The sequence below is a fragment of the Streptomyces sp. NPDC001406 genome (assembly GCF_042895285.1).
Taxonomy (GTDB): Bacteria; Actinomycetota; Actinomycetes; order Streptomycetales; family Streptomycetaceae; genus Streptomyces.
The window spans coordinates 110,228-136,584 of sequence record NZ_JBIAWG010000007.1; the positions used below are offsets into that span (position 1 = coordinate 110,228).

Genomic DNA, 26,357 nt, shown 5'->3' on the forward strand with positions numbered 1-26,357 from the left:
GTCATGGCCGTACGTGCCGCCGTCCTGCCCGCCATCGGTGCCCCGCTGGAGATCACCGAGGTCGAGCTGCCCGACCCGGGCCCCGGACAGGTCCGGGTCCGCCTCGCCGCCGCCGGGGTCTGCCACTCCGACCTGTCCCTGTCCGACGGCACCATGCGGGTGCCGGTCCCGGCCGTGCTCGGGCACGAGGGCGCGGGCACCGTCGTCGCCGTGGGCGAAGGGGTCACCCACGTGACCCCGGGCTCCCAGGTCGTCCTGAACTGGGCTCCCTCCTGCGGCAGTTGCCACGCCTGCTCGCTCGGCGAGGTCTGGCTGTGCGGCAATGCGCTGGGCGGCGCCGCCGACGTCTACGCCCGTACCGTCGACGGCACCGACCTCCACCCCGGCCTCAACGTCGCCGCGTTCGCCGAGGAGACGGTGGTCGCCGCCTCCTGCGTGCTGCCCCTGCCGGAGGGGGTGCCGCTCGCGGACGCCGCCCTCCTCGGCTGTGCCGTCCTCACCGGCTACGGCGCCGTCCACCACTCGGCGCGGGTCCGGCCGGGCGAGACGGTCGCGGTGTTCGGCGCGGGCGGAGTCGGCCTCGCCACCCTCCAGGCGGCCCGGATCGCGGGCGCCGCACGGATCGTCGCGGTCGACGTCTCTCCGGCCAAGGAGGAACTGGCCCGCGCGGCCGGCGCCACCGACTTCGTCGTCGCCTCCGAGAACACGCCCAGGGAGATCCGCGCCCTCACCGGCAAGCAGGGCGTCGACGTCTCCGTGGAGTGCGTGGGCCGCGCGGTCAGCATCCGGGCCGCCTGGGACTCCACCCGCCGCGGCGGCCGGACGACCGTGGTCGGCATCGGCGGCAAGGACCAGCAGGTCACCTTCAACGCCCTGGAGATCTTCCACTGGGGCAGGACCCTGTCCGGCTGTGTGTACGGCAACTCCGACCCGGCCCGGGACCTCCCCGTGCTCGCCGAGCACGTACGGGCGGGCCGACTGGACCTGGGCACGCTGGTGACGGAACGGATCGGACTCGACGGAATCCCGGCCGCGTTCGAGAACATGCTGGCCGGAAAGGGCGGACGGGCGCTGGTCGTGTTCTGACGCGCGGTCGGCTTTTCGTGTTCTGGCGAGGCGGTCGGCTGTTCGTGTTCCGACGAGGCGCTCAGGAGACGCTCTCGGGCCGCGGCTCCGCTGCCGCGGTCCGGGACGTCCGGGCGCGCGGCCTGGACCGCGACACCGCCACACCCGCCAGACACAGCACACCGCCCGCCAGGGTGAGCAGCCCCGGCACCTCGCCGAGCGCCAGCCAGGACATCAGCACGACCAGCGCGGGAACGGCGTACGTGGTCGCGCCCATCCGGCTCGCGGTCGTCCGGGCAAGGGCGTAGGCCCAGGTCGTGAAGGCCAGTGCGGTCGGAAAGACGCCCAGATACACCATGTTGAGCGTCGCGGAGAGCGGTGCGCCGGCGGCCTCGTGCACCAACTGCCCGGCGAACGGCAGACACACCACGGCTCCGACCAGACACCCGAAGGCCGTCACCTGGAGCGCGCTCGCGCGGGCGAGGGCGGGCTTCTGGGCGACCACACCGGCGGCGTACGCCACCGCCGCGAGCAGGCACAGCACCACGCCCAGCAGCGAGGAACCGTCCCCGCCCGACATCGACAGCCCCACCGTCACCGCGCCGCCGAACGACACGGCCATCCCCGCCAGCAGCTGCGGCGGCATCGGATCGCCGAGCAGTCGGGCGCCCAGCAGGGCGATGAGCAGCGGGCCGACGTTCACCACCAGGGCCGCGGTGCCGGCGTCCACCTGCTGCTCGCCCCAGTTGAGGACGACCATGTAGAAGCCGAACCACAGCAGCCCGGATATCGCGATGCCACGCCACGCCGTTCTCGGCGGCCACCCTTCCCGCCGTACGACGCAGAACACCCCGAGCGCCAGCGCCCCGGCCAGCAGCCGTCCGAGTGCCAGCGCGCCCGGCGAGTACGCGTCCCCCGCACTGCGGATCGACACGAAGGCGGAGGCCCACAGCACGACGCTGACGGTGACCGCACCGGCGGCGAGCAGCCGGGGGCGGGTTGAGGAGGCGTTCATCATGCTCCACAGGCTAGGAGGGGGGAGGGACGGGGGCTCGCGAATTTCGGACGGGCAATCGAGCGCGGAGCCATGTCGGCCGACGGGGGTGCAACCTCCTGGGGGCGCGGGGCTGAATCGACATGCGGCTCCGCCGCGTGGGCGCGACCAGCCCCCACTCACCCGCACCCGGCACACCACAGACCCCCCACCCTCGTAGGCGGACTCAGCACAAAGCCCCCCGCTCGATCCCGAGCAACTCGCCCAGCGCCCGCTCCCCCGACGGAGTCACCTTCACCGCGCGCTCGGAGCCGATCCGTACGCACCACCCCGTGTCCAGGGCATGGCGGCACAGCGCCGCGCCCGCGACCCCCGCGAGGTGGGGCCGGCGTTCGGTCCAGTCGAGGCAGGCCCGGGCCAGGGGGCGGCGCCCGCCGCGGACGAGGGTGATGCCGGCCGAGCCGAACCAGTCGAGGCCCGCCTCGGTGAGCGCGAACCCGGTGTCCTGGCGGAGCAGCCCGCGCTCGGTCAGTGCGTCCGTGAGCGCGATGCCGAGCCGCCCGGCGAGGTGGTCGTAGCAGGTGCGGCCGCGGGCCATGGCGGAACCCGCGGTGGACTCCCGCAGGGTGCGCGGGCGCCGGGCCACGGGCGCGACATGCGTGGCCAGGTCCTCGATCAGCTGTGCCGCCCGGGCGTCGGCCAGCCGTACGTACCGGTGCCGCCCCTGCCGCTCCTCGGCGAGCAGCCCGCCCGCGACCAGCCTGCCCAGGTGCTCGCTCAGCGTGGACGCGGCGACGCCCGCGTGCCGGGCCAGCTCACCGGCCGTCCAGGCCCGCCCGTCCAGCAGCGCCAGCAGACACGCGGCCCGCGTCTCGTCCGCGATCAGCGCGGCCAGCGCCGCGAGTCCGCGCGCCTGCGGGTCCTTGGTGGTCATGCACCCCAGGATGCGGCACCGACACTTCGGCGGCCGCCGAAGTGTCGTTACGCGGTCGGCCCGACCTGTGCGTACTGCTGGGCCAGCCCGTCCAGCAGCGCTGTCAGACCCGTCTCGAAGGCGCGCTCGTCGATCTTCTCCTGCTGCTCGGCGAGGAGGTGCGCCTGCCCGAGGTGCGGATAGTCGGCGGGGTCGTACGCGCTCTCGTCGTCCACGAAGCCCCCGGCGAACGAGCCGAGCGCGGAGCCCATGATGAAGTACCGCATCAGCGCGCCGATGGACGTGGCCTGTGCGGGCGGCCAGCCGGCGCCGACCATCCCGCCGTAGACGGCGTCGGCGAGCCGCAGCCCGGCGGGGCGGCGGCCGGGCCCGGTGGCCAGGACCGGGACGATGTGCGGGTGGTCGCGCAGGGCGGACCGGTAGGAGACGGCCCAGTCGTGCAGCGCGGTCCGCCAGTCCCGGCCGTCCTCGAACATCGACAGATCGACCTGGGCGCTGACCGAGTCCGCGACCGCCTCCAGGATCTCGTCCTTCGTGCGGAAGTGGTTGTACAGCGAGGGCCCGCTCACCCCCAGCTCGGCGGCGAGCCGGCGCGTGGAGACGGCCGCCAGGCCCTCCGCGTCCACGAGCTCGCGTGCCGTCTCGATGATCCGGTCGGTGCTGAGGAGGGGCTTGCGCGGTCGGGCCATGGCGCACATAGTAGGGCTGCACCTTGAAACTAGCAGTGCTAATTTAAATGTACGGCTTTCAAGGTCCGCCGTGCGTTCCGTCAACCGTGGGGTGATCTCGTCGTGAACCTGGAGCTCAGCGAGGAGCAGACCGCAGTCCGGCAGCTCGCCCGGGACTTCGTCGAGCGGGAGATCGTCCCCCATGTGGTGGCCTGGGACCGGGCCGAGGAGGTCGACCGGGGCATCGTGAAGAAGCTCGGCGAGGTCGGCTTCCTCGGGCTGACCGTCGACGAGGAGTACGGCGGCTCGGGCGGCGACCACCTCGCGTACTGCCTGGTCACGGAGGAGCTGGGGCGGGGCGACTCCTCGGTCCGAGGGATCGTGTCCGTCTCCCTCGGCCTCGTCGCGAAGTCCGTCGCGGCCTGGGGGAGCGAGGAGCAGAAGCGCCGCTGGCTGCCCGGCCTCACGTCCGGCGAGTACGTCGGCTGCTTCGGCCTGACCGAACCGGGTACCGGATCCGACGCGGGCAACCTGTCCACCCGGGCCGTGCGCGACGGCGAGGACTATGTCATCAACGGCACCAAGATGTTCATCACGAACGGCACCTGGGCCGACGTCGTGCTCCTCTTCGCCCGCTCCACGGACGCCCCCGGCCACAAGGGCGTCTCGGCCTTCCTCGTGCCCACCGACACCCCCGGCCTGACCCGGCACACCATCCACGGCAAGCTCGGCCTGCGCGGCCAGACCACCGCCGAACTGGTCCTTGAGGACGTACGGGTCCCGGCCTCGGCGATGCTGGGCGAGGAGGGCAAGGGCTTCACGGTCGCCATGTCCGCGCTCGCCAAGGGCCGCATGTCGGTCGCCGCGGGCAGCGTCGGCATAGCGCAGGCCGCCCTGGACGCGGCCGTGCGGTACGCCGGCGAGCGCGAACAGTTCGGCAAGCCCATCGCCCGCCACCAGCTGGTGCAGGAGCTGATCAGCGACATCGCGGTCGACGTGGACGCGGCCCGGCTGCTGACCTGGCGGGTCGCCGATCTGATCGACCGCGGCCTGCCCTTCGCCGTCGAGTCCTCCAAGGCCAAGCTCTTCGCCTCCGAGGCGGCCGTCCGCGCCGCGAACAACGCCCTGCAGGTCTTCGGCGGCTACGGCTACATCGACGAGTACCCGGCGGGCAAACTGCTGCGCGACGCCCGGGTGATGACCCTCTACGAGGGCACCAGCCAGATCCAGAAGCTGCTCATCGGGCGGGCGCTGACGGGAGTTTCGGCGTTCTAGTTCTGAGTACCGCTCTGAGTACGTCGGCGGATGTGCCGGGGGCCGCGCCAGAAGAGGCTGTCCCCATGAGTGACACACCGGTCAAGCAGCAGAGTACGGCCGCGTTCTACGGGCAGGCCGTCGCCTCCTTCGCCATCGCCATGGCGGCCACGTCCATCGGCATCTACCGGCTGGACACCGACGCCTGGGTCAGGGCCTTCCTGGCCATCGCGGTCCTGTACCTGGTGACCTCCGCCTTCACCCTGGCCAAGGTGATCAGGGACCGTCAGGAGGCCGGCCAGATCGTGAGCCGGGTCGACCAGGCACGGCTGGAGAAGCTCCTCGCCGACCACGATCCCTTCGAGAAGATCTGAGCAGGCACTCTAAGCGACCGCTCACCTTCGGCGGTATGGTGTAGCTCCTGTCACCGAGAGGGGCGAGCGAGCGATGAGTACGGCCGAGGAGACGACCGGCGGCGAGGTCGAGCCGTGGGAAGAGGTCACCCCTGAGGCGGCCCGGCGCCTGCTCGTCGCGGCCGTGGAGGCCTTCGCCGAGCGGGGCTACCACGCGACGACGACCCGCGACATCGCGGGCCGCGCGGGCATGAGCCCGGCCGCGCTCTACATCCACTACAAGACCAAGGAGGAGCTGCTCCACCGGATCAGCCGGATCGGCCACGACAGGGCCCTGGACATCCTCCGTACGGCGGCCCGGCGCGAGGGCAGCGCGACGGAGCGGCTCGCCGACGCCGTGAGCTCCTTCGTCCGCTGGCACGCCGGGCGGCGCACCACCGCCCGTGTGGTGCAGTACGAGCTGGAGGCGCTCGGGCCGGACGCCCGCGCCGAGATCCTCGCGCTGCGCCGCCAGGTCGACGCCGAGGTGCGCGGCATCATCGAGGAGGGTGTCGAGGCCGGCGAGTTCGATGTGCTGGACCTCCACGGCACCACCCTCGCGGTGCTGTCGCTGTGTATCGACGTGGCCCGCTGGTTCAACGTGGAGGGCCCCCGGACACCCGAGGAGGTCGGCGCGCTCTACGCCGACCTCGTCCTGCGGATGGTCGGGGCGAAGTAGGCTCCGGCCCGCCGGGCGCCGAGGGCCGGATGCCGAGCGTCAGACGTAGTAGCGGGAGACCGACTCCGCGACGCAGACCGGCTTGTCCCCGCCCTCGCGTTCCACGCTGAAGGCGACGGTCACCTGGACGCCGCCGGTGACGTCCTCGACGCCGGTGATCTTCGCGGTGGCGCGCAGCCGGGAGCCGACCGGGACGGGCGAGGGGAAGCGGACCTTGTTCGTCCCGTAGTTGACGCCCATCTTCACGCCCTCGACCGAGATCAGCTGCGGTCCGAACAGCGGCAGCAGCGACAGGGTCAGATAGCCGTGCGCGATGGTCGTCCCGAACGGTCCCGCGGCCGCCTTCTGAGGGTCGACGTGGATCCACTGGTGGTCGCCGGTGGCCTCCGCGAAGAGGTCGATCCGCTTCTGGTCGACCTCCAGCCAGTCGGTGTAGCCCAGTTGCTCGCCGACGGCCGCCTTCAGCTCGTCGGGGGAGGTGAAGATCCTCGGTTCTGCCATGTTCCCGGCCTCTCGCGTCACGGAATCACAATCCCTAAGCAACTGCTTAGCATGGTCGGCGGCGGAACCGATGTCAACGGACGGCGCGGATGATCGGTGGGTAGGCTCTGAGAGGTGCCCCAGATCCCCGAGAAGATCCACGAGCTGACCGTCGGCCAGTTGTCCGCGCGCAGCGGCGCCGCCGTCTCCACCCTGCACTTCTACGAGTCCAAGGGCCTGATCAGCAGCCGGCGCACCACCGGCAACCAGCGCCGCTACACCCGTGACACCCTGCGCCGCGTCGCCTTCGTGCGGGCCGCACAGCGGGTCGGCATCCCCCTCGCCACGATCCGCGAGGCCCTCGCCGAGCTCCCCGAGGAACGCACCCCCACCCGCGAGGACTGGGCGCGCCTCTCGGAGGCGTGGCGCTCCGAGCTCGACGAGCGCATCAAACAGCTGAATCGTCTCCGCGACCACCTCACCGACTGCATCGGCTGCGGCTGCCTGTCCCTCGACACCTGCGTCCTGTCCAACCCCGACGACGCGTTCGGCGAACGGGGACCGGGCTCACGCCTGCTGCTGGAACGCCGCTGAGAGCTGCTGCCCGGCACCGGTACCGGTGCCGGGCAGCGCCGGCGCGGCTCACTCGTACTCGGTCCCGCCCTTCCGGGTCAGATAGGCCGGACTGACCGCCTTCGCGATCGCCCGGCCCCCGGTCACGGGGCTGTACCGCTCGACGGCGGCCCGTACGACCACGCCCTCCCGGAGGTGGAGCCCACGCCCGGAGACGGTCTCCCGCCCACTGGCGAACTCCAGCACCCGATCGATGTCGTACGGCCCCTCGTACAGCCGTGGCACCAGCGGCAGTTCCCCCTCCAGCGACTCCACCGCGTCCAGCCAGCGCACGGCACCGTCGATCTCCGCGGACACGTCGAACACCGCGTACCCGAGCGTCTCCCGGCGCCCGTCGGCTCCGTACGTCAGGTCCTGCACGCCCGCTCCGTACACCTCCCCGAAGATCCCGACGCGCCGCGCCCCGAGCCGCTCCGCGAGTCGCGCGGCCGCCTCGGCGACCCCGTGACCCCGGATCGCCCGCCAGTACAGGTTCCGCGGATCCTCCTTCAGCGCGAGGGACTTGGTGCCGAAGCCCTTGGAGGACACGAACACCTGGCCCCCGTCGGCGACATACGTCAGCAGGCACGCCGAACCGTGCAGCTTCTCGGTCAGGACCACATCCTCGCCCGCGGTGAATATCCCGGGGTAGCGCTGGATGTTCTCGATGTCGACCCAGGGCAGCAGATCCGGCGCGGACTCGACGTCGCCGTTCATGGTCGGCGGGATCGGCGGCACCCACTTGGTGATGCCGAGCGCTTCCGCGAAGTCGGTGCCGTCGGCCGCGGCCCGCGCCAGGTCGACGTCCGCGAGCGCCTTCGGCCGGCACACGATGCCCTGCGACAGCTCCCCGCGCAGCCGCACCGCCTTGACCCGGTCCGCGTTGCCGCCCGCCAGCCGTCCGGTCAGCCCCAGCTCCTCGATCAGCCCGGCCGGGAGCACGGACTGCTCGGGGATGTAGACGGCGGCCTCACCGGTGCGATACGCGCCCTTGGCGACGACCGCCCGGTACAGGCCCACCTGGGCCAGTTCGAGCGCATCGGCGTTGGGATGTTCATGGACGGTCAGCACTTCGGCGGTGACGCGCAGCGTCGACATTCGGACTCCTCGGACGTGGTTCCTCAGGCGTGTTTCATCGCCTCCCACTGTCCGGACGAGAAACGGATGGAGCGACCGGTTTACCCGCTGCTAGAGTCGCGCCGCCGCTCGGCCGACGACCGGTACTGGACCAGCGCCTCAGTCATCAACTGGGCGTTGGACATGGCTGGTTGACCGTCCGGCAGGAGCAGGGTGTCCTCCAGGCCCATCCGTGTGGCCAGCCCGAGCCGCCCGGCCAGCCGCAGTACGGGCCAGGCACCGCCCTCTTCGCCGTGCAGCAGCACGGGGCGGCCGTGGGCGTCGCCCAGCTCGGACAACAGCGCGCATGCGGACGCCTCCGCCGTGGCCGCCTGCGTGTCCGTCACCTCCGCGAGGACCCGCAGCACCTTCGGGCCGAGCGGCGAGGCGGCGAAGCGGGCCGCTCCGTCCGTGCCGGACCAGATGCCCGCCTCCACGCCGATGCCCAGGGCGATCAACTGCTCGGCGATCTCTTCGGCGCCCGGTTCATGCCAGTTGACCGAGGCGTGGTCGGGCAGCGGTACGGACCAGCCGCGTACCTGCTTGAGGCGGGTGGCCGGATCGGGCTCCGCCCAGGCACCCGTGGTCACTCCGACCGGCACCGGCACCCGTGCCCGTACGGCCTCCAGGGTTGCCGCGACCATGCGTGGGGAGAGACTGTCCCGTCCGCACGGTGTTCGCGGATGCACATGAATGTCTGTGGCTCCGGCCGCGACTGCCTGCGCCGCGGACTGTGCGAGCGCTGCCGGTGACAGAGGGACACACGCGCCATCGGCGCCCTCCCGGCGCCCGTTGAGACACACCTGCACGACGTCACGGTCCCCTTCGGTAGGGGGTGCGGCATCCCCGGCGCACCCCCGGCATGCCTCAGGCCGACACGAGCAGTCTGCCGCGCCTGGCGTAGGCCAGCGCCTCGGGGGTGAGTACGGGCCGGGGTACCAGAATCCCGCAGTCCGCGCAGACCGGACCCGCCGAGGGTTCGTGGTCCAGGTCGTACTTCCAGATGAGGCGCTCCCCGTCGCACACCGGGCAGGACGAGCCCGGTTCGCGTTCCAGGGCGGCGATCAGCCGTCGCAGCACCTCGGCCAGTGGTTCATGGGGGTGGACACGCGGGTCGTCGCACCAGGCGACACCGAAGCCGCCCCAGGTCAGCCGGTGCCAGTCGTCCACGCTGCCCGGCCGGCGCAGCCCGCCGTGCTTCTCCTTCTTGCGGCGCTCGGCGAACTCGACCTCATAGGCGAGCCAGACCGCCCGCGCCTCCTCCAGTTCATCCAACGCGTCCACGAGACGCGCCGGATCGGGGGACCGGTCCTCGGGGCCGAACCCGGCCCGCGAGCACAGATGGTCCCAGGTCGCCCTGTGTCCGTAAGGAGCGAACCTCTCCAGGCACTTGCGCAGTGAGTAGCGCCGCAGCGCCAGGTCGCACCGCGGATCTCGCACCTGTCTCGCCAGACTCCGGAAACCGGCCATCGCCCTGCACCTCCGTCACACCTGCACCTGTTCTTCGGTCACTTCGGCGTCGCCGTAGGGACTTCACTCGACGTCGCCGAATAGACGTATCGACACACGATTCGGCTCCATTCGATTTCCGATGCCGTCCATAAGGCGGCCCGGGTTGACCCGCCGGGGCAACGCCTCGGGTGACTTCAAAAAGTGACGCATGTTCATCTTCAATCTCGGGGATACCGGCGGTAACGTCCCGCCAACACCCGTTCCCCAGGAGCTGCCATGGCACGGCGCACCCCACGCAACGCGTTGTTCACCAGACTGAGAACTCCCCGCAGGCTCACCGGGTTCCTGAAGACGGCATCCGTATGCGCGCTGCTCGCGGGTCTGCTCTCCCCGCTGACCCAGGCGACCGCCACCGCGGCCACGGCCTCCAACGACTACTGCGGCGGCCAGTGCTCGGACATCCTGCCGCCCGGCGAGAACGGCAACGCGACCCTCGCCCAGATCCTCCTCAACCAGATCTTCGGCACCCAGCCCGACCACGCCGAGGACCAGCTCGGCCCCTACGCCAACCTGGCCACGGGCTACTCCGGGCTCACCGACGCGAAGATCAACACGTTCTTCAACGACGCGTCGTTCGGGGTCGCTTCCGACCAGGTCGCCTCCACCGAGAAGCCGGCCAACCGCGGCGACGTGACGATCGTCCGCGACAAGAAGGCCGGTGTGCCGCACATCACCGGTACCACCAGATACGGCACGGAGTTCGGCGCCGGGTATGCCGCCGCTGAGGACCGGCTGTGGCTGATGGACGTCTTCCGGCACGTCGGGCGCGGCCAGCTGACCACGTTCGCCGGCGGCGCGCCCGCCAACCAGGGCCTTGAGCAGGAGTTCTACCGCAACGCTCCCTACACCGAGGCCGACCTGCAGGCCCAGATCGACAACGCCGTCGCCAACAACGGCGCACGCGGCCAGCAGGCCCTCTCCGACGCCAACGCCTACCTGGACGGCATCAACGCCTATATCGACGCCTCGGACAGCGGTCGTTACTTTCCGGGTGAATACGTACTGACCGGACACAAGGACTCGATCACCAACGCCGGCACCATCGACCACTTCAAGATCACCGACCTGGTGGCGCTGGGCTCGGTCATCGGCTCGCTCTTCGGCTCGGGCGGAGGCGGTGAGGTCAACAACGCGATCTCCCTGATCGCCGCGCAGTCCAAGTACGGCGTGGAGGAGGGCACCAAGGTCTGGGAGTCCTTCCGTGAGCGCAACGACCCCGAGGCCGTTCTGACCGTCCACAACGGTGAGAGCTTCCCGTATGCGACCAAGCCGGACAGCCCCCAGGGCGAGGCGCTGCCCGACGCCGGTTCGGTGAACCAGGAACCGCTGGTGTACGACCGTACGGGCAGCGCGGGCACAACGAGCGCGACCAGCGCGTCGGCGACGGCGGCGGCCACGACCCTGAGCTCCGCCAAGCGCGGTATGTCCAACGCCCTCGTGGTGAGCGGCAAGTACACCGCGAGCGGCCACCCGGTCGCCGTCTTCGGACCGCAGACCGGCTACTTCGCCCCGCAGCTGCTCATGCTCCAGGAGATCCAGGGCCCGGGCATCAGCGCCCGCGGCGCCTCCTTCGCGGGGCTGAGCATGTATGTCGAACTCGGCCGGGGCCAGGACTACTCCTGGAGCGCGACGACCTCCGGTCAGGACATCATCGACAGCTACGCCGTCGAGCTGTGCCAGGACGACTACCACTACCTGTACCACGGCACCTGCACGGCCATGGACAAGGTCGAGCAGAAGAACGCGTGGAAGCCGACGACCGCCGACGGGACCGCGGCGGGCTCGTACACGATGCGGGTGTGGCGGACGAAATACGGGCCGGTGGAGTACCGGGCGACCGTCGGCGGCAAGAAGGTCGCCTACACCACCCTGCGCTCCTCCTACATGCACGAGGCCGACTCGATCATCGGCTTCCAGATGCTGAACGACCCCGACTACGTCAAGGGCCCCAAGGACTTCCAGAGCGCGGCGCAGCACATCAACTACACCTTCAACTGGTTCTACGCCGACTCCCAGCACACCGCGTACTACAACAGCGGTGACAACCCGGTGCGGGCGAGCGGTGTGGACGCCGAGTTCCCGGTGTGGGCGCAGGCGGCCTACGAGTGGAAGAACTGGAACCCGGCCACCAACACGGCCGACTACACCCCGGCCTCCGCGCACCCCAACTCCGTCGACCAGGACTACTACGTCTCCTGGAACAACAAGCAGGCCAAGGACTACACGACCGCGCCCTGGGGCGACGGGTCGGTGCACCGCGGCAACCTGCTGGAGGACCGGGTGAAGAAGCTGGTCGCGGCAGGCGGGGTGACGCGGACGTCCTTGGTGAAGGCGATGGCGGACGCGGCCCTTGCCGACCTGCGGGCCGAGGACGTGCTGCCGAAGCTGCTGAAGGTCGTCAACAGCTCGCCGGTGACCGACTCCACGGCCGCGGCGGCGGTGAGCAAGCTGCAGGCCTGGGTGACAGCGGGCGCCAAGCGCACGGAGACGTCGGCAGGTTCGAAGACCTACGCCAACGCGGACGCGATCCGGATCCTCGACGCGTGGTGGCCGCTGCTGGTGAAGGCCGAGTTCGAACCCGGCCTGGGCAGCGACCTGTACACCGCCCTCTCCGGCAACCTGCCGATCGACGAGGCCCCGTCGGCCGGACACGGCCCGACCGGCTCGCACGCCGGCAGCTCCTTCCAGTACGGCTGGTGGAGCTATGTCGACAAGGACATCCGGGCGGTGCTCGGTGAGTCCGTGCAGGGCGGCCTGGAGCAGAAGTACTGCGGCGCGGGGAACTTGAGCTCCTGCCGGGACATCCTGATCAGCACGCTCAAGTCGGCGGCCGGCCTCACCGCGGCCCAGGTCTACCCCGGCGACGACCAGTGCTCGGCGGGCGACCAGTGGTGCGCCGACTCGATCGTCCAGCGCACCCTGGGCGGCATCAAACACGGCAAGATCAGCTGGCAGAACCGCCCGACCTTCCAGCAGGTAGTGGAGTACACCTCACACCGGTGACACCCGCACGGCGGCGGGTCAGGCGATACGGCCCGCCGCGTACCGGTCCCCGACCAGGGCCTTGGCCTCTGTTCGCCCGCTCCACCTCGCAACGCGGAGCGGTGCCCGCACGGGTCGGGGGCGGGCGTGGCCTGGATCGACCGTTGATGTCCGTCCGGCGGCGGGTCAGGGGATACGGCCCGCCGCGCACCCGTCTCCGACCGGAGCCTTCGCCTCTACCGGCGGCCGCTCCACCTCGCAACGCGGAGCGGTGCCCGCACGGGTCGGGGGCGGGCGTGGCCTGGATCGACCGGTGATGCCCGTCCGGCGGTGGGTCACGTGATGCGGCCCGCCGCCAGTACCACCCTCGCCAGTTCGGGGTGGGCGATGTCGCTGTGTGCGCCGGCCGGTGGGCCTCCGTGTCTGACGACCGCTGCCGCGTCGATGTTCACGCAGCCCGATGAGGGCAGCGGTCCGTGCAGGGCCGTGGCGAGGTCCAGGGCGTGGGTGCCCGGTACCGCCTGCACCCCGTCGTGGCCCATCGCGCCCCACTTGGGGCCGAGGGACCGGCCGAGGTCGAAGCCCGCGAAGGATTCCTCGTCGTCCGCCATCCGGGAGGCGAGTGGGTAGAGGGTGCCCAGCGCCGAGTCGAAGTGGGAGTAGCAGCACACCAGGGGGCCGTCGATCCGGTTCTGCTGGCCCTGCAGCACCCCGCCCGCGCGCGAATCGTGCGGCAGGCGGGCCGCGAACGCGTAGTGCGAGAAGGCACCTTGGAGCAGTGTCAGGGACTTCACCGTGTGCACGCCCTCGGGCAGCCCGCGCAGCGCGAACGACACCAGCCGCCCGCCGAAGCTGTGCCCCACCAGATGCACCCGCAGATTCGGCGCCGTACCGGCCAACTGTCCGATCACCCGCCCGAGTCCACGTTCCCCGACGGTGCCGGCCCGCCGCTTCATCGCGTAGTACGTCGCCTGCCGCAGCAGCTCCCGCGCCCCGTTCCAGGGGTTGGGCAGCGAGAACTCCGCCGTGGCGCCGCCGGAGCGGAGGTGCGCCAGCGCCTCGGCGAAGTCGTCGCAGACCGTCGCCGTGTCCCCGGTGAACAGCACGGGCTCGCTCTGCGGCACCCCCTCCGCGAGGACGTCCGCCGCGAACAGCGGCTGCGGCCCGCCCGGCACCACCTCGACCAGCAGCCGCACCAGCCGTCCGAACTCCTCCAGTTCGGACTGGTCGCCGGGCTGCTGGTCCAGCATCCGGGCGATCTGGTCGACCACCGTCGCCCGGCCGGGAAAGGTCTCCAGGAGAGCGTGGCGGGTGTCCTGGTCCAGCGCCGGGTGCGGTGCCGCCTCGGCCTCCGTGGCCACCACCGACTTGGGGAAGTTGGGGATCGGCTCGTCGCAGAACCGCATCGACGGCCAGATCACACCGACGTAGCCGAGTTTCGCCCTGGGAGCCAGGTTCGGGACGGGCGCGAAGAACTGGTGGTACAGACCCGTCGCGCCCGACCGGTCGTTGTTCCAGCCGTGCGCGAAGACGATCAGATCACGGACGGCACGGGCCGGGACCTCGGCCAGCAGCCGGTCCCGTTCGCGGCCGTCCACGTCTCCGTCCGCGTCGAAGGTCAGCTCCCAGTAGGGAGTCACGCTCATCCCAGGATCCGCCATGACAGGCTCCCTCGTCCCCCGAAGTGGTGCGATGTGCGCGCATCGTCCCGCCGGCGGGCAAGAATGGCCATACGTCGCGGCTCACCTGTACAGCAGATATTCCTTTCGAATCCGCCGGAACGCCGCCAGCTCGTCCTGCCAGCCGGCGACCACCTCGTCCGCACCCGCGCCCGCGTCGATCGTCGTGCGCACCCGGGTGGACCCGGTGAGCTTGTCGATCCAGTTGTCGGACCGCCAACCGAAGCCGCTCCAGGCCTTCTTGGCGGTCACCAGCAGCGCGATCCCGGTACGCACCGGGTCGTACGCGTCCCGGTCGTGCACATGGATCTGCACACCCCCGATCGTCTTGCCCTGGAACTTGGAGAAGGTGGGCGCGAAGTACGCCTCCCTGAACCGCACGCCCGGCAGACCGAGTTCGTTCGCCGCGGCCGCCCAGCGCCCGTCGACGCCCTCCGCGCCGAGCAGTTCGAAGGGCCGCGTCGTGCCCCGCCCCTCGGAGAGGTTGGTCCCCTCGAAAAGACACGTCCCCGAGTAGACGAGGGCGGTGTCGGGCGTCGGCATGTTCGGGCTCGGCGGCACCCAGGGCAGCCCGGCGGCGTCATAGAAGTCGGACCGCTTCCAGCCCGTCATCAGTACGGTCTCCAGCGCGACCGGCGCGCTCAGGAACTCCCCGTTGAACAGCCGCGCCAGCTCGGTCACCGTCATCCCGTGCGCCTGCGCGATCGGCTCACGCCCGACGAAACTCGCGAACTCCTTGTGCAGCACCGGCCCTTGGGCGGACCGCCCGGTCACCGGGTTCGGCCGGTCGAGCACCACGAACCGCTTGCCCGCGAGCTGCGCCGCCTCCATGCAGTCGTACAGGGTCCAGATGTAGGTGTAGAAGCGCGCACCCGCGTCCTGGATGTCGAAGACGACCGTGTCGACGCCGGAGGCGGTGAAGACGTCCGCCAGCGGCCGGCCGCTCTTGAGGTAGGTGTCGTAGACCGGCAGCCCGGTCGCCGGGTCGTCGTAGCGCCCCTCCGAGCCGCCCGCCTGCGCGGTGCCGCGAAAGCCGTGCTCGGGGCCGAAGACGGCGGTCAGCCGCACGCGCGGGTCGGCATGCATCACATCCACGATGTGGCGTGCGTCCTTGGTGACGCCGGTCGGGTTGGTGACGATGCCGACACGCTGTCCTTCCAGCAGGGCGTACCCGTCGGCGGCGAGGCGTTCGAACCCGGTGCGCAGCCGCCCGTGGCGCTCGGCTCCGGCCGGCGTCGGCGCGGGCGGCACGGCCACCACCGTGGCCGATGCCAGGAGACCTCGTCTTGACAGGCGCATGGTTGACCTCCGTAAGTGGGGCGGGTGCGGGCCGTCAGCGGTCCCTGAAGGTGTTCCAGTCACCCTTCCGCTTACACATACCGACTGGTTAGTCTGGCTCGGCAGAGCCGAGTCGCGTCGCTTCGAAGGAGACCGATGGTGGAAGCCGTGCAGGACGCGGGAGTGGTCGTCACCGGAGCGGGCGGGGGCATCGGGGCCGCGCTGGCCCGCCGGTTCGCCGCCGAGGGCGCCCGGGTCGTCGTCAACGACCTGGACGCGGCCAAGGCCGAGGCCGTCGCCGACGAGATTGGCCAGATCGCGGTCCCCGGCGACGCCTCCGCGATCATCGGCGCGGCCCGCGACGCACTCGGCGGCACGGTCGACATCTACTGCGCCAACGCGGGCCTCGCCTCCGGCGGCTCCGAGGCGGCCGAGGAGTCGGTCTGGGCACGGGCCTGGGACGTCAACGTCATGGCCCATGTACGCGCCGCCCACGAACTGCTCCCGGCCTGGCTGGAGCGCGGCAGCGGCCGCTTCGTCTCCACCGTCTCCGCCGCCGGCCTGCTCACCATGATCGGCGCCGCCCCCTACAGCGTCACCAAGCACGGCGCCTACTCCTTCGCCGAGTGGCTGTCGCTGACGTACCGCCACCGCGGCCTCAAGGTCCACGCGATCTGCCCGCAGGGCGTCCGCACCGATATGCTCGCCGCCACCGGCAGCGCGGGCGACCTGGTGCTCCAGCCCACCGCGATCGAGCCGGAGGACGTCGCGGACGCCCTCTTCAAGGGCATCGAGGACGACCGCTTCCTGATCCTGCCGCACCCCGAGGTCGCCGGGTACTACCAGGCGCGGGCCACCGACCCCGACCACTGGCTGACGAACATGAACCACATCCAGCAGAAGTGGGAGGCGACCCGGTGACCGAATCCCGCTATGCGGCCAAGCCCTGGCTGAGCCTCCTGAGCGACGTCCAGCGCGCCCCCGTCGCCCCGGCCGACTCGCTGGTGCACGCGCTGCGACGCGCGGTCGCCGAGGCCCCGGACCGCGCCTTCCTGGCCTACTTCGACGGCCGTCTCAGCTACCGCGAGGTCGACGAGCTGAGCGACTCGGTCGCCGGTCATCTCGCCGCCCGCGGTCTGGAGCGCGGCGACCGGGTCGCCGTCCTGCTGCAGAACTCCCCGCACTTCGTGCTCGCCGTCCTGGGCGCCTGGAAGGCGGGAGCCACCGTCGTCCCGGTCAACCCGATGTACAAGTCGGCGGAGGTCGCCCACGTCCTGCGTGACGGCGAGGTGGCCGCGCTGATCTGCTCCGACCGGGCCTGGGAGTCGTATCTGCGCGAGACGGCCGCCGCCTCGCCGGTGCGGATCGTGCTCACCGGCTGCGAGCTGGACTTCCAGACCCGCGACGACGCGCGCGTGCTGACCTTCGAGCGGCTGCCCCCGGCAGCCGACGCCGACGACCTCGTCACCGTCGCCCGGCAGGGCGGCACGGCACCCGAGGGACGGGACCCCGCCCCCGCCGACATCGCCCTGATCAGCTACACCTCGGGCACCAGCGGCACCCCCAAGGGCGCCACCAACACGCACGGCAACATCATGTTCAGCGCCGAGCGGCAGCGCACCGGCCTGGCCCTGCCCGAGGGGCCGGTCTACTACGCCCTCGCGCCCCTGTTCCACATCACCGGGATGGTCTGCCAGTTCGGCGCCTGCCTCAACAGCGCGGGCACGCTGGTGCTCGCCTACCGCTTCGAGCCCGGCCTGGTCCTGGACATGTTCACCGAGCACCGCCCGCACTACACGGTCGGCCCGTCCACCGCCTACATGGCGCTCGCCGCCCACCCGGACAGCACCCCGGAGCACTTCGCCTCCTTCGTGAACCTCTCCTCGGGCGGCGCCCCGGTGCCGCCCGCCCTGGTCGAGAAGTTCCGCGCCGGCTTCGGCCCGTACATCCGCACCGGCTACGGGCTCACCGAGTGCAGCGGGCCCTGCGCCTCCGTGCCGCCGGGCCTTGAGGCGCCCGTGGACCCGGTCTCCGGGACCCTGGCCGTGGGCGTGCCGGGCCCGGACTCGGTCGTCCGCATCCTCGACGACCAGGGCGCCGAGGTTCCCTTCGGCGAACAGGGAGAGATCGTCGTACGCGGCCCGCAGGTCGTGCCCGGCTACTGGCGGCAACCCGAGGCGACCGCCGAGACCTTCCCGGACGGCGAGCTGCGCACCGGCGACATCGGGTTCATGGACGAACAGGGCTGGGTGTACGTCGTCGACCGCAAGAAGGACATGATCAACGCGTCCGGCTTCAAGGTGTGGCCGCGCGAGGTCGAGGACGTGCTGTACACGCACCCGGCGGTGCGCGAGGCGGCCGTCGTCGGGGTGCCGGACGGGTACCGCGGGGAGACCGTCAAGGCCTACATCAGCCTCCGTCCGGGTGCCGAAACCGACCCCGACGCACTTGCCGTCTACTGCAAGGAGAGACTGGCGGCCTACAAATACCCGCGTCAGGTGGAGATCCTGCCCGACTTGCCCAAGACCGCAAGTGGGAAGATCCTCCGTCGGGAACTTCGTTCCCGAGCGCACGAAAGCCGGTGAGGCATGACGGAAAGGCAGGTGGCGGCAGTGGCCAGGACGACGGACGGGGACGGGGCTCCTGTTCCGCAGCGGCTCCTTGCCGCCGCCACCCGGCTCTTCGCCGAGCAGGGCTACGACCGCACCTCGGTGCAGGAGATCGTCGAGGCGGCGGGCGTCACCAAGGGGGCGCTGTACCACTACTTCGGGTCCAAGGACGACCTGCTGCACGAGGTGTACGCGCGCGTGCTGCGCGTCCAGCAGGAGCGGCTCGACGCCTTCGCGGGCGCGGACGAACCGGTGGAGAAGCGGCTGCGCGCCGCCGCGGCGGACGTGGTCGTCACGACGATCGAGAACCTCGACGACGCGATGATCTTCTTCCGCTCGATGCACCATCTGAGCCCCGAGAAGAACAAGCAGGTGCGCGCCGAGCGCCGGCGCTACCACGAACGCTTCCGTGCGCTCATCGAGGAGGGACAGGAGGAGGGCGTCTTCTCCAAGGCGACCCCGGCCGACCTCGTCGTCGACTACCACTTCGGCTCGGTCCACCACCTGTCGACCTGGTACCGCCCCAACGGCCCCCTGAGCCCCCAGGAGGTCGCCGACCACCTGGCGGACCTCCTGCTGCGCGCGCTGCGGCCGTAGCGGTCGACGAGGGCATCGGCGAGCACATACACGAGGACATCAGCGAGCACACAGGAGGGGCGGCCGCCACGGGCGGCCGCCCCTCACCTGTTGGTCAGAGGTACGTCCTGCTCAGAGGTACTTCTTCAGCTCGCGTCGTGCCAGTGAGCGCTGGTGGACCTCGTCCGGGCCGTCGGCGATCATCAGGGTGCGGGCCGCCGCGTACAGCTCGGCCAGCGGGAAGTCCTGGCTGACGCCGCCCGCGCCGTGCAGCTGGATCGCGCGGTCGATGATGTCGACGACCGTACGGGGCGTGGCGATCTTGATGGCCTGGATCTCCGTGTGGGCGCCCCTGTTGCCGACCGTGTCCATCAGCCAGGCCGTCTTCAGGACCAGCAGCCGCAGCTGTTCGACCGCGACCCGGGCGTCCGCGATCCAGTTGTGGACCACGCCCTGCTGGGCCAGCGCCTTGCCGAAGGCGGTGCGGGACACGGCCCGGCGGCACATCAGCTCGATCGCCCGCTCGGCCATGCCGATCAGCCGCATGCAGTGGTGGATACGGCCCGGACCGAGGCGCGCCTGGGCGATCGCGAAGCCGCCGCCCTCCTCGCCGATCAGGTTGGACACCGGCACGCGCGCGTGATCGAAGACGACCTCGGCGTGGCCGCCGTGCGAGTGGTCCTCGTAGCCGAAGACCTGCATCGCCCGCTCGACGGTGACACCCGGCGTGTCGCGCGGGACCAGGACCATGGACTGCTGCCGGCGGATGTCCGGCCCGTCGGGGTCGGTCTTGCCCATCACGATGAAGATCTTGCAGTCCGGGTTCATCGCCCCGGAGATGTACCACTTGCGCCCGGTGATGACGTACTCGTCGCCGTCCCGCTCGATCAGCGTGGTGATGTTGGTGGCGTCCGAGGAGGCCACCTCCGGCTCGGTCATCGCGAACGCCGAGCGGATCTCACCCGCCAGCAGCGGCTCCAGCCACTGCTTCTTCTGCCGCTCGTCACCGAACTGCGCGAGCACCTCCATGTTGCCGGTGTCGGGCGCGGCGCAGTTGGTGGCGGTGGGCGCCAGGTGCGGCGAGCGGCCGGTGATCTCGGCCAGCGGGGCGTACTGGAGGTTGGTGAGTCCCGCGCCGTGCTCGTCCGGCAGGAAGAGGTTCCACAGGCCCTGCCTGCGCGCCTCCGCCTTCAGCTCCTCCACCACGGCGGGCGTGTCCCAGGGCGACGCCAGCCGCGCGCGCTGCTCCTCCGCCACCGCCTCCGCCGGGTAGACGTACTCGTCCATGAAAGCCAGCAGCTTGCCGCGCAGCTCCTCGGTGCGCGCGTCGAACGCGAAGTCCATGCCGGTCAGCCTTCCTGAAGAGTGGTCAGTCCGTGGTCGATGAAGACGGGCACGAGGTCGCCGATGCGGTCGAAGCCGCGCCCGACCGTCTGGCCCAGCGTGTAGCGGTAGTGGATGCCCTCCAGGATCACGGCGAGCTTGAACCAGGCGAAGGCCGTGTACCAGGAGACGGCGGAGACGTCCCGCCCGGAGCGCGTGGCGTAGCGCTCGATCAGCTCGGCCGGAGCGGGGTGCCCGGCGGCCTCGGCGGTGGTGGAGACGGGCGATCCGGGCAGGCTCAGCGGCATGCTGTACATCACCAGCAGGCCCAGGTCGGTGAGCGGGTCGCCGAGCGTCGACATCTCCCAGTCGAGGATCGCCTTGATCCTGTCGTCGGACCCGATGAGGACGTTGTCGAGCCGGTAGTCGCCGTGCACCACGGCGGGCGCGGGGGAGTGCGGCAGCTGCCGTCCGAGCGCCGCGTGCAGCTCGTCGATGCCGGCCAGTTCGCGATTGCGGGAGGCGTCCAGCTGCTTGCCCCAGCGGCGCAGCTGGCGGTCCAGGAAGCCCTCGGGACGGCCGAAGTCCGTCAGGCCCACCTCGGCGGGGTCCACCGCGTGCAGCTCGACCAGGGTGTCGACCAGGGAGAGCACAGCGTTGCGGGTGCGCTCGGGACCCAGCGGCGCGAGCTGGTCGGCGGTGCGGTACGGCGTGCCCTCGACGAACTCCATGACGTAGAAGGGCGCCCCGAGCACCTCCTCGTCCTCGCACAGCAGCACCGGACGAGGCACCGGCACATTCGTCGGGTGCAGCGCGCTGATCACCCGGTGCTCGCGCTTCATGTCGTGCGCGGTGGCCAGGACGTGGCCGAGCGGGGGACGCCGTACGACCCACTTCGACGTGCCGTCGGAGAGCGCGTAGGTGAGGTTCGACCGTCCGCCCTCGATCAGCCGGCCTGTCAGGGGGCCGTTCACCAGACCGGGCCGTTCACGGTCGAGCAGGCCGCGCAGCCGGTCCAGGTCGAGTCCGGGCGGGTGGTCGGGGCTCATACATCGCTCCTACGAACGGATTTACAGGACCCGACTCATGATGCCGACCGGTCGGTATGCCGTCCAGTGGGGGAGCCAAAAGTGATCGGTGCCACGATAGGCGGACGGCTCCCGGCGCAGGACGCGTGGGAGCCGCCGACCGTCGGATTCCGGCCTGTCAGTGGTCGTCCCAGTGGCCGTCGTGCTCGGCGTGCCGGTGGCCGTCGTGCAGATAGTCGACATGGTCGCCGTGGCGCACGCGCCCGTGCCCGCAGCCCGCGCCGTGCTGGTGGTCGTGATCCTCGTGTGTGACGTGCCCGGTGGGCTCGCACTCGTCCCAGTGCTCGTCGTGCTCGCGGTGCAGATGCCCGTCGTGCGCGTAGTCGAGGTGGTCGCCGTGCGGAACGGCGGTGTGCCCGCAGCCCGGGCCGTGGACATGGGTGCCGTGGGCGGTGTGTTCCTGGTGAAGGGTGGTCATGGGTGCTCACCTTCGGTGGTACGGGGTGATGACGTCGGTGGTATGAGGTGATGACGTCGGACAGGCTGCCACGCGAACGGCACATATCGGGGCATCCCGGTTGCGTGGCGTCCGACTACCCCAGAGGGTCGGTGCCATGAAGGGCATCAGCTACAGCCGGTACGGCGGACCCGAGGTGCTGGAGTACGGCGACGTGCGCGACCCGAAGGTCGGTCCCGACTCGGTGCTGGTGAAGGTGCGCGCGGCGGCCGTCAACCCCGTCGACTGGAAGTGCCGCGAGGGCCACCTGGACGGCGTCCTGGACACCGTCTTCCCGGTGATCCCCGGCTGGGACGTCTCCGGGGTCGTCGTACAGCCCGGCGTCGCCGTCACGGAGTTCACCGTCGGCGACGAGGTCGTCGGCTACGTCCGGGAGGACTTCCTCTCCCGCGGCACCTTCGCCGAGTACGTCGCAGCGCCGGTGCGCACCCTCGCCCGCAAGCCCCGCAACGTCTCCTTCGAGGAGGCGGCCGGACTGCCGCTGGCCGGGCTCACCGCCTACCAGTCGCTCGTCAAGGTCCTGGAGGTCAAGCGGGGCGAGACCGTCCTGGTGCACGCGGCCGCGGGCGGGGTCGGCTCGATCGCCGTCCAGATCGCGGCCCGTCTCGGCGCCCGGGTCATCGGTACGGCGAGCGAGCACAACCACGACTTCGTGCGCGGCCTCGGCGGCGAACCGGTCGTCCACGGCGGTGGCCTGGCCGAGCGGGTGCGCGGACTGGCGCCCGAGGGGGTGGACGCGGCGCTCGACACCATCGGCGGCGACACGCTGCGGATCTCGGCCAACCTGCTCGCGCCCGAGGGTCGCCTGGTGTCGATCGCCGACCCCGAGGTGCTGAGCTACGGCGGCCGCTACCACTTCGTGCGCCCCGACGCGGCGGACCTGCGCAAGTTGTCCGAGCTGGTCGAACAGGGGGCGGTGGCCGTGCATGTGTCCGAGACCCTGCCGCTGGAGCGGGCGGCGGACGCCCACCGCATGAACCAGGAGGGCCGGACCCGCGGCAAGATCGTGGTGACGGTGGACTGGGAGGCGGAGACGGAGACGGAGGTGTAAGGGGAGCCGCCTAGAAGACGAGCACCGCCGCGCACACCGCCGTCGCCACGATGCACAGCACCGCCACCGTGGCCTCCGGAGGTGTCAGGGCCGCGGGACGACCGGAGGCCGCGAGGGCGCGGATACGGCGATGGGCGGCCCAGACGAAGCCCAGCCAGAGGGCACCGCACAGGGCGCACACGACGAGCACGGTGGCCGTCACCCCGCCGTGCACGGCGTTCCGCAGCGCGAGCACGGCGGCGACGGCGTACGACAGCGTCGTACGGCGCCAGGCGAGCCTCGTCCGCTCCGGCTGCAGCCCCGGGTCCCGCTCGGTACTCACCCCTCCCACCCGACGAGTACGACGACGACCATCGCCACCGCCACCACCGCGATGACCAGGCTCAGCAGCGCCGGGAAGCGCGACACCGGCAGGTCCTCGCCCCTGCGCATGGCGCGCTCGCATCGCACCCAGTGGTTGACCGCGCGCAGCGAGCACAGCACCCCGGCCCCCAGCAGCGCGAGCGCCAGCCCGACGCGCCAGCCCCAGCGCAGGTCCGGCAGGAACTGGTCCACGGCGAACCCGCCGCCGATCAGCGCGAGCGCGGTCCGCAGCCAGGCCAGGAAGGTGCGCTCGTTGGCCAGGGAGAACCGGTAGTCCGGGGTGCTGCCCTCTTCCCGAACCAGGTCCGGCGCGAACCACAGGCGGACGTTCCGCACGAATTCGATCACGGCCAGGACCCTATCGAGCCGTGTCCCCGGCCGTCCGGTAGGCCTTGAGCCGCTCATGGGCCGACACCCCGTCCGGCACCCACTCCCACTCCCCGAGGCGCCGTTCCACCTCTTCCTCGGTGAGGAAGTCGTGCCAGGCGACCTCCTCCACCTGCGGTCGTACCGGAAGGTCGCAGCGCACCTCGTACACCGCGGACCACCAGGTCCGGGCCGCCTCGTCGGCGTACAGGAACTTGAAGAGGAAGGTCGGGCGCGGGAGGCCGGACACCCCCAGTTCCTCCTCGGCCTCGCGCAGGGCCGCGTCGTCGTAGGACTCGCCCGCGCCGACGACTCCGCCGACGAACATGTCGTACAGGGAGGGGAAGACCAGCTTGGTCGGTGTGCGGCGGTGCACGAAGATCCGGCCCTCACGGTCGCGGACCTGGATGAAGGCGCAGCGGTGGCGCAGCTTGCGGGCGTACGCCTCGCCGCGCGGGAACTGCCCGATGACCTGGTCGTTCTCGTCGACGATGTCGAGGATCTCGTCAGCAGCGCTCATGGGCCCATCCAATCAGGGGCCGCGACCCGGCCGGGCCGGGCGGTGGGGGTCAGTGCGGCTGCAGGTCCCGGGCCGTGCTCGCCTCCGCCGTGCCGCGCGGCATCGCCGGGTGCAGGCCGAGCAGGACGATGCCCACCACCACGGCCGCGAGGCCCGCCGCCTCCCAGGCCAGTGCCCCGGTGTCGGTGCGCAACTGGTCGCCGAGGAAGCCCACTCCGCACAGGATCCCGGCGAGCGGCTGGGCGGCGGTCAGGGCGGGCAGCGACATGCGCAGCGGCGCGGTCTCGAACGCGCTCTGCACCAGGATCAGCCCGGTGACACCGAGCACGAGCACGCCGTACGGCTGCCAGCCGGTGAGTACGTCGGTGAGGCCGCCCGCGCCGAAGCGCTGCCCGCTCACCCGGGTCAGCGCGTCCTGTACGCCGTACAACAGGCCGGCCGCGAGGGCCAGCAGCACCGGGGCCCAGGTCAGCCGGGAGCGCTTGGCGTAGGTGGTCAGGATCAGTGCCGAGCCCAGCATGATGCCGATGATCAGCCAGTGGCGGAACGGGCTGTCGACCGCGGTGCCGCTGCGCGGCTGCCCCGCGACGATGAACATCGTCACGCCGCCCGCGAGCAGAGCGAGGCCCGTCGCGCCCTGGTGGCTCAGCTTGTGCTTGGTCTGGTGCCGGGAGAGAGCGAAGGCGAACAGGAGGTTGGTCGCCAGCAGCGGCTCCACCAGGGAGATCTCACCCTTGCCGAGAGCGACCGCGCCCAGGATCATGCCGGCCACCATCAGCCCGATGCCGCCCAGCCAGCGCGGCACCTTCATCAGGTCGAGCAGCAGACGGGGCGAGAGGAAGTCGCTGAGCGGTGCCTGCTGGGCCGCGTTCTGCTGGAGCACGAACCCGAAGCCCAGGCAACAGGCCGCGCTCACGGCGAGAATCAGAACCAGAACCGACACGCTGCGTACCTCGATCATCCGGCCGGGCCACGGTGTGCGTCAGTGGCCGACTCTAGCGCTCCCGGGACGCCGTTGCCCCTGGGAGTGCCCGGAACCGGGCGGTTGAATCGGTCACGATGCCCAGTCGATCAAGGCGGGATCACGGGCGGCGGCGGGACCGTACGGCCATGGTCCGACGCCCGGAGGGGCGACGCTATGGCGTACGCCACACGGGTGACCCGAAGCGCAGCGCTCACGGGCGGCCGCGACCGCCTCAAGTCCCGCTTCCGCAAAGGTAGTTGAAGCAGTAATAGCCCGGTTCGGCTTGACGCAAAGTGTTGGCTGAGGGTTTGCTGTGCGTGATCGGTCGATGGCAGTCCGAGAACCAGGAAGTCCAGCGGTGCCCCCACTCCCACACCCGCCTCTGCTCGGCCCCGGCCGCGAACGCACGGCCCAGGCCTTCGACGGCGCCCTCGGCGACACCGAACTGGTCGTCGCGCGCACCGCTCTGGTCCAGGGCCGTCGGCAGGCGGTCCGCTCGTTGCTGCTGCACACCGGCGACGACTGGGACCGCCGCGGACACCGGATCACCGTCCTCGCCCGGGAGCCCTACGCCGCCGCCTGGGCCCGCGACTGGCTGCTCGCCGAGCCCGGCTCCGCCGACGCCTCCGTATTGCTCGCCCTGAGCCTGGTGCGGCGCGCCCGGTGCCGCAAGGAGGACCCCGCCGCGGCCCGCGAGGCCTGCCGGGCCGCGGCCGCGCTCGCGCCCGCCGACCCGACCCCCTGGCTCGGCCTGCTCCGGCTGGAGCGCGCCGGGAAGGAGGCGGACCGGATCTTCGCCGAGGTGTGCCGGCGCCACCCCGACCACCACCACGCCCATCATCTGATGGCCGCCCGCCTCGCCGAGCGGCAGACCGAGGACGGCCCGGACCCACGGCACGAGGTGTACGACTTCGCCCACCGCGCGGCCGAGCGGGCACCCGCCGACTCCCCGCTCGCCGTCCTGCCGGTCGTCGCGCACACCGAGCGCTACCGGGCGCTGGCGGCGACCGGACGGGCGCCCGCCGACCCGGCCGTCTCCGGGCACTGGACGGGGCGGCGGGCCCGGCGTGTGCTGCGGGCCGCCTTCCAGTGGTGGCTGGAGTGGGAGCACGACGACCACCCGCGCCGCCATGTCGACCTGAACTTCCTGGCCCACGCCATGTCCTGCGCGGGCCGGGGCGCCGAGGCCGCCGCGCTGTTCCGGGGCATCGGCCGGCACGTCACTCCCGCGCCCTGGTCCTATCCGGACCGGGACCCGTGCGCCGCCTTCCGCGCGGCACGGGCCCGCGCGCTCGGCACGGCCCAGGACACCGTCTCCCGGCAGGGCGCCTTCCGGGACGTGTACCTGCATTTCTGAGACGTGTGTGCGTACGAGACGCGTGTAAGAAGTGATTA

The 26,357-nt window shown here is 71.3% G+C and carries 27 protein-coding genes; 11 read left to right on the forward strand and 16 right to left on the reverse strand.

Going from position 1 to position 26,357, the window contains the following annotated elements; genetic code table 11:
- Nucleotides 1–3 precede the first annotated feature (3 nt).
- Complete coding sequence (locus ACFY1J_RS18315) at nt 4–1,086, forward strand: Zn-dependent alcohol dehydrogenase (RefSeq protein WP_390712254.1); 1,083 nt, start codon at nt 4–6, stop codon at nt 1,084–1,086.
- A gap of 61 nt (nt 1,087–1,147) precedes the next feature.
- On the opposite strand, the gene ACFY1J_RS18320 is transcribed toward ACFY1J_RS18315, so the two are convergent.
- The 3 genes from ACFY1J_RS18320 to ACFY1J_RS18330 all read right to left on the reverse strand — a co-directional run bounded on the left by ACFY1J_RS18320 (nt 1,148) and on the right by ACFY1J_RS18330 (nt 3,682).
- Entirely contained in the window at nt 1,148–2,083 is a 936-nt protein-coding gene (locus tag ACFY1J_RS18320; RefSeq protein ID WP_390712255.1) for a DMT family transporter, read from the reverse strand.
- Nucleotides 2,084–2,285: 202 nt separating this feature from the next.
- Nucleotides 2,286–2,993, reverse strand: a complete 708-nt coding sequence (locus ACFY1J_RS18325) for an ArsR/SmtB family transcription factor (protein WP_390712256.1) — start codon at nt 2,991–2,993, stop codon at nt 2,286–2,288.
- Between the two features lie 47 nt (nt 2,994–3,040).
- On the reverse strand, nt 3,041–3,682 hold the full coding sequence (locus tag ACFY1J_RS18330) for a TetR/AcrR family transcriptional regulator (protein WP_390712257.1): 642 nt from the start codon (nt 3,680–3,682) through the stop codon (nt 3,041–3,043).
- A gap of 102 nt (nt 3,683–3,784) precedes the next feature.
- On the opposite strand from ACFY1J_RS18330, the gene ACFY1J_RS18335 reads away from it, so the two are divergent.
- From ACFY1J_RS18335 to ACFY1J_RS18345, 3 genes are all read left to right on the forward strand, one after another.
- Nucleotides 3,785–4,936: an acyl-CoA dehydrogenase family protein gene (locus ACFY1J_RS18335; RefSeq protein WP_390712258.1), complete on the forward strand. Its 1,152-nt coding sequence runs from the start codon at nt 3,785–3,787 to the stop codon at nt 4,934–4,936.
- Between the two features lie 65 nt (nt 4,937–5,001).
- Complete coding sequence (locus tag ACFY1J_RS18340) at nt 5,002–5,289, forward strand: YiaA/YiaB family inner membrane protein (protein WP_363296629.1); 288 nt, start codon at nt 5,002–5,004, stop codon at nt 5,287–5,289.
- A 73-nt stretch (nt 5,290–5,362) separates the two neighbouring features.
- Complete coding sequence (locus tag ACFY1J_RS18345; RefSeq protein ID WP_390712259.1) at nt 5,363–5,986, forward strand: TetR/AcrR family transcriptional regulator; 624 nt, start codon at nt 5,363–5,365, stop codon at nt 5,984–5,986.
- 39 nt (nt 5,987–6,025) lie between these two features.
- On the opposite strand, the gene ACFY1J_RS18350 is transcribed toward ACFY1J_RS18345, so the two are convergent.
- On the reverse strand, nt 6,026–6,487 hold the full coding sequence (locus ACFY1J_RS18350; RefSeq protein WP_390712260.1) for a MaoC family dehydratase: 462 nt from the start codon (nt 6,485–6,487) through the stop codon (nt 6,026–6,028).
- A 114-nt stretch (nt 6,488–6,601) separates the two neighbouring features.
- Here ACFY1J_RS18350 and soxR point away from each other — a divergent pair, with 114 nt between their 5' ends.
- Nucleotides 6,602–7,060 carry a redox-sensitive transcriptional activator SoxR gene (gene soxR, locus ACFY1J_RS18355; protein ID WP_390712261.1) on the forward strand — a complete coding sequence of 153 codons (459 nt, stop codon included), beginning with the start codon at nt 6,602–6,604 and terminating at the stop codon, nt 7,058–7,060.
- 48 nt (nt 7,061–7,108) lie between these two features.
- Here soxR and ACFY1J_RS18360 read toward each other — a convergent pair whose 3' ends face one another.
- The 3 genes from ACFY1J_RS18360 to ACFY1J_RS18370 form a co-directional block, all read right to left on the reverse strand.
- Nucleotides 7,109–8,176 (reverse strand): RNA ligase (ATP), encoded by a 1,068-nt coding sequence (locus ACFY1J_RS18360; RefSeq protein ID WP_390712262.1) that lies wholly within the window; start codon nt 8,174–8,176, stop codon nt 7,109–7,111.
- Nucleotides 8,177–8,256: 80 nt separating this feature from the next.
- On the reverse strand, nt 8,257–9,003 hold the full coding sequence (locus ACFY1J_RS18365) for a 3-keto-5-aminohexanoate cleavage protein (RefSeq protein ID WP_390712263.1): 747 nt from the start codon (nt 9,001–9,003) through the stop codon (nt 8,257–8,259).
- Between the two features lie 58 nt (nt 9,004–9,061).
- Nucleotides 9,062–9,664, reverse strand: coding sequence for a hypothetical protein (locus tag ACFY1J_RS18370; RefSeq protein ID WP_390712264.1), 603 nt, complete (start codon nt 9,662–9,664; stop codon nt 9,062–9,064).
- A gap of 258 nt (nt 9,665–9,922) precedes the next feature.
- Here ACFY1J_RS18370 and ACFY1J_RS18375 point away from each other — a divergent pair, with 258 nt between their 5' ends.
- The gene (locus ACFY1J_RS18375) at nt 9,923–12,709 is read left to right on the forward strand and encodes a penicillin acylase family protein (protein WP_390712265.1); all 2,787 of its coding nucleotides are present in this window, start codon (nt 9,923–9,925) and stop codon (nt 12,707–12,709) included.
- Nucleotides 12,710–13,023: 314 nt separating this feature from the next.
- Here the strand turns inward: ACFY1J_RS18375 and ACFY1J_RS18380 are convergent, their stop codons facing one another.
- Together ACFY1J_RS18380 and ACFY1J_RS18385 are read right to left on the reverse strand one after the other, a co-directional pair.
- Nucleotides 13,024–14,349 carry a serine-threonine protein kinase gene (locus ACFY1J_RS18380; RefSeq protein WP_390712266.1) on the reverse strand — a complete coding sequence of 442 codons (1,326 nt, stop codon included), beginning with the start codon at nt 14,347–14,349 and terminating at the stop codon, nt 13,024–13,026.
- An 81-nt stretch (nt 14,350–14,430) separates the two neighbouring features.
- On the reverse strand, nt 14,431–15,666 hold the full coding sequence (locus ACFY1J_RS18385; RefSeq protein WP_390731531.1) for an exo-beta-N-acetylmuramidase NamZ domain-containing protein: 1,236 nt from the start codon (nt 15,664–15,666) through the stop codon (nt 14,431–14,433).
- 135 nt (nt 15,667–15,801) lie between these two features.
- Here ACFY1J_RS18385 and ACFY1J_RS18390 point away from each other — a divergent pair, with 135 nt between their 5' ends.
- The 3 genes from ACFY1J_RS18390 to ACFY1J_RS18400 are packed head-to-tail and all read left to right on the forward strand — an operon-like array spanning nt 15,802 to nt 18,851.
- The gene (locus ACFY1J_RS18390; protein ID WP_390712268.1) at nt 15,802–16,566 is read left to right on the forward strand and encodes an SDR family oxidoreductase; all 765 of its coding nucleotides are present in this window, start codon (nt 15,802–15,804) and stop codon (nt 16,564–16,566) included.
- Complete coding sequence (locus ACFY1J_RS18395; protein WP_390712269.1) at nt 16,563–18,230, forward strand: class I adenylate-forming enzyme family protein; 1,668 nt, start codon at nt 16,563–16,565, stop codon at nt 18,228–18,230. The genes ACFY1J_RS18390 and ACFY1J_RS18395 overlap by 4 nt, the downstream gene beginning before the upstream one ends.
- A 27-nt stretch (nt 18,231–18,257) precedes the next feature.
- The gene (locus ACFY1J_RS18400; RefSeq protein WP_390731600.1) at nt 18,258–18,851 is read left to right on the forward strand and encodes a TetR/AcrR family transcriptional regulator; all 594 of its coding nucleotides are present in this window, start codon (nt 18,258–18,260) and stop codon (nt 18,849–18,851) included.
- A 111-nt stretch (nt 18,852–18,962) separates the two neighbouring features.
- Here the strand turns inward: ACFY1J_RS18400 and ACFY1J_RS18405 are convergent, their stop codons facing one another.
- From ACFY1J_RS18405 to ACFY1J_RS18415, 3 genes are all read right to left on the reverse strand, one after another.
- The gene (locus tag ACFY1J_RS18405; protein WP_390711025.1) at nt 18,963–20,174 is read right to left on the reverse strand and encodes an acyl-CoA dehydrogenase family protein; all 1,212 of its coding nucleotides are present in this window, start codon (nt 20,172–20,174) and stop codon (nt 18,963–18,965) included.
- Nucleotides 20,175–20,179: 5 nt separating this feature from the next.
- A complete protein-coding gene (locus ACFY1J_RS18410; RefSeq protein WP_390711024.1) occupies nt 20,180–21,202 on the reverse strand; it encodes a phosphotransferase family protein in 1,023 nt (340 codons plus the stop codon).
- A 157-nt stretch (nt 21,203–21,359) separates the two neighbouring features.
- Nucleotides 21,360–21,659 (reverse strand): hypothetical protein, encoded by a 300-nt coding sequence (locus ACFY1J_RS18415; RefSeq protein ID WP_390711023.1) that lies wholly within the window; start codon nt 21,657–21,659, stop codon nt 21,360–21,362.
- 136 nt (nt 21,660–21,795) lie between these two features.
- Between ACFY1J_RS18415 and ACFY1J_RS18420 the strand changes: the two genes are divergently transcribed.
- Nucleotides 21,796–22,749 (forward strand): NADP-dependent oxidoreductase, encoded by a 954-nt coding sequence (locus ACFY1J_RS18420; protein ID WP_390731532.1) that lies wholly within the window; start codon nt 21,796–21,798, stop codon nt 22,747–22,749.
- 10 nt (nt 22,750–22,759) lie between these two features.
- On the opposite strand, the gene ACFY1J_RS18425 is transcribed toward ACFY1J_RS18420, so the two are convergent.
- The 4 genes from ACFY1J_RS18425 to ACFY1J_RS18440 are packed head-to-tail and all read right to left on the reverse strand — an operon-like array spanning nt 22,760 to nt 24,941.
- Entirely contained in the window at nt 22,760–23,071 is a 312-nt protein-coding gene (locus ACFY1J_RS18425; protein ID WP_390711021.1) for a DUF202 domain-containing protein, read from the reverse strand.
- Nucleotides 23,068–23,460, reverse strand: coding sequence for a YidH family protein (locus ACFY1J_RS18430; RefSeq protein WP_263206954.1), 393 nt, complete (start codon nt 23,458–23,460; stop codon nt 23,068–23,070). The genes ACFY1J_RS18425 and ACFY1J_RS18430 overlap by 4 nt, the downstream gene beginning before the upstream one ends.
- 10 nt (nt 23,461–23,470) lie before the next feature.
- Nucleotides 23,471–23,998, reverse strand: a complete 528-nt coding sequence (locus ACFY1J_RS18435; protein ID WP_390711020.1) for an NUDIX hydrolase — start codon at nt 23,996–23,998, stop codon at nt 23,471–23,473.
- A 49-nt stretch (nt 23,999–24,047) separates the two neighbouring features.
- Nucleotides 24,048–24,941, reverse strand: coding sequence for a DMT family transporter (locus ACFY1J_RS18440; RefSeq protein ID WP_390711019.1), 894 nt, complete (start codon nt 24,939–24,941; stop codon nt 24,048–24,050).
- Between the two features lie 349 nt (nt 24,942–25,290).
- Between ACFY1J_RS18440 and ACFY1J_RS18445 the strand changes: the two genes are divergently transcribed.
- Complete coding sequence (locus ACFY1J_RS18445) at nt 25,291–26,319, forward strand: hypothetical protein (RefSeq protein ID WP_390711018.1); 1,029 nt, start codon at nt 25,291–25,293, stop codon at nt 26,317–26,319.
- The last annotated feature ends 38 nt before the right edge of the window (nt 26,320–26,357 follow it).

Bases quoted from the DNA above. Each gene is read 5' to 3' on its own strand.
- ACFY1J_RS18390 (WP_390712268.1), top strand. From the start codon at position 15,802: ATGGTGGAAGCCGTGCAGGACGCGGGAGTGGTCGTCACCGGAGCGGGC.
- ACFY1J_RS18370 (WP_390712264.1), bottom strand. From the start codon at position 9,664: ATGGCCGGTTTCCGGAGTCTGGCGAGACAGGTGCGAGATCCGCGGTGC.
- ACFY1J_RS18375 (WP_390712265.1), top strand. From the start codon at position 9,923: ATGGCACGGCGCACCCCACGCAACGCGTTGTTCACCAGACTGAGAACT.
- ACFY1J_RS18320 (WP_390712255.1), bottom strand. From the start codon at position 2,083: ATGATGAACGCCTCCTCAACCCGCCCCCGGCTGCTCGCCGCCGGTGCG.
- ACFY1J_RS18315 (WP_390712254.1), top strand. From the start codon at position 4: ATGGCCGTACGTGCCGCCGTCCTGCCCGCCATCGGTGCCCCGCTGGAG.
- ACFY1J_RS18325 (WP_390712256.1), bottom strand. From the start codon at position 2,993: ATGACCACCAAGGACCCGCAGGCGCGCGGACTCGCGGCGCTGGCCGCG.
- ACFY1J_RS18340 (WP_363296629.1), top strand. From the start codon at position 5,002: ATGAGTGACACACCGGTCAAGCAGCAGAGTACGGCCGCGTTCTACGGG.
- ACFY1J_RS18435 (WP_390711020.1), bottom strand. From the start codon at position 23,998: ATGAGCGCTGCTGACGAGATCCTCGACATCGTCGACGAGAACGACCAG.
- ACFY1J_RS18345 (WP_390712259.1), top strand. From the start codon at position 5,363: ATGAGTACGGCCGAGGAGACGACCGGCGGCGAGGTCGAGCCGTGGGAA.
- ACFY1J_RS18380 (WP_390712266.1), bottom strand. From the start codon at position 14,349: ATGGCGGATCCTGGGATGAGCGTGACTCCCTACTGGGAGCTGACCTTC.
- ACFY1J_RS18445 (WP_390711018.1), top strand. From the start codon at position 25,291: ATGGCAGTCCGAGAACCAGGAAGTCCAGCGGTGCCCCCACTCCCACAC.
- ACFY1J_RS18330 (WP_390712257.1), bottom strand. From the start codon at position 3,682: ATGGCCCGACCGCGCAAGCCCCTCCTCAGCACCGACCGGATCATCGAG.
- ACFY1J_RS18360 (WP_390712262.1), bottom strand. From the start codon at position 8,176: ATGTCGACGCTGCGCGTCACCGCCGAAGTGCTGACCGTCCATGAACAT.
- ACFY1J_RS18350 (WP_390712260.1), bottom strand. From the start codon at position 6,487: ATGGCAGAACCGAGGATCTTCACCTCCCCCGACGAGCTGAAGGCGGCC.
- ACFY1J_RS18410 (WP_390711024.1), bottom strand. From the start codon at position 21,202: ATGAGCCCCGACCACCCGCCCGGACTCGACCTGGACCGGCTGCGCGGC.
- ACFY1J_RS18415 (WP_390711023.1), bottom strand. From the start codon at position 21,659: ATGACCACCCTTCACCAGGAACACACCGCCCACGGCACCCATGTCCAC.
- ACFY1J_RS18405 (WP_390711025.1), bottom strand. From the start codon at position 20,174: ATGGACTTCGCGTTCGACGCGCGCACCGAGGAGCTGCGCGGCAAGCTG.
- ACFY1J_RS18385 (WP_390731531.1), bottom strand. From the start codon at position 15,666: ATGCGCCTGTCAAGACGAGGTCTCCTGGCATCGGCCACGGTGGTGGCC.
- ACFY1J_RS18420 (WP_390731532.1), top strand. From the start codon at position 21,796: ATGAAGGGCATCAGCTACAGCCGGTACGGCGGACCCGAGGTGCTGGAG.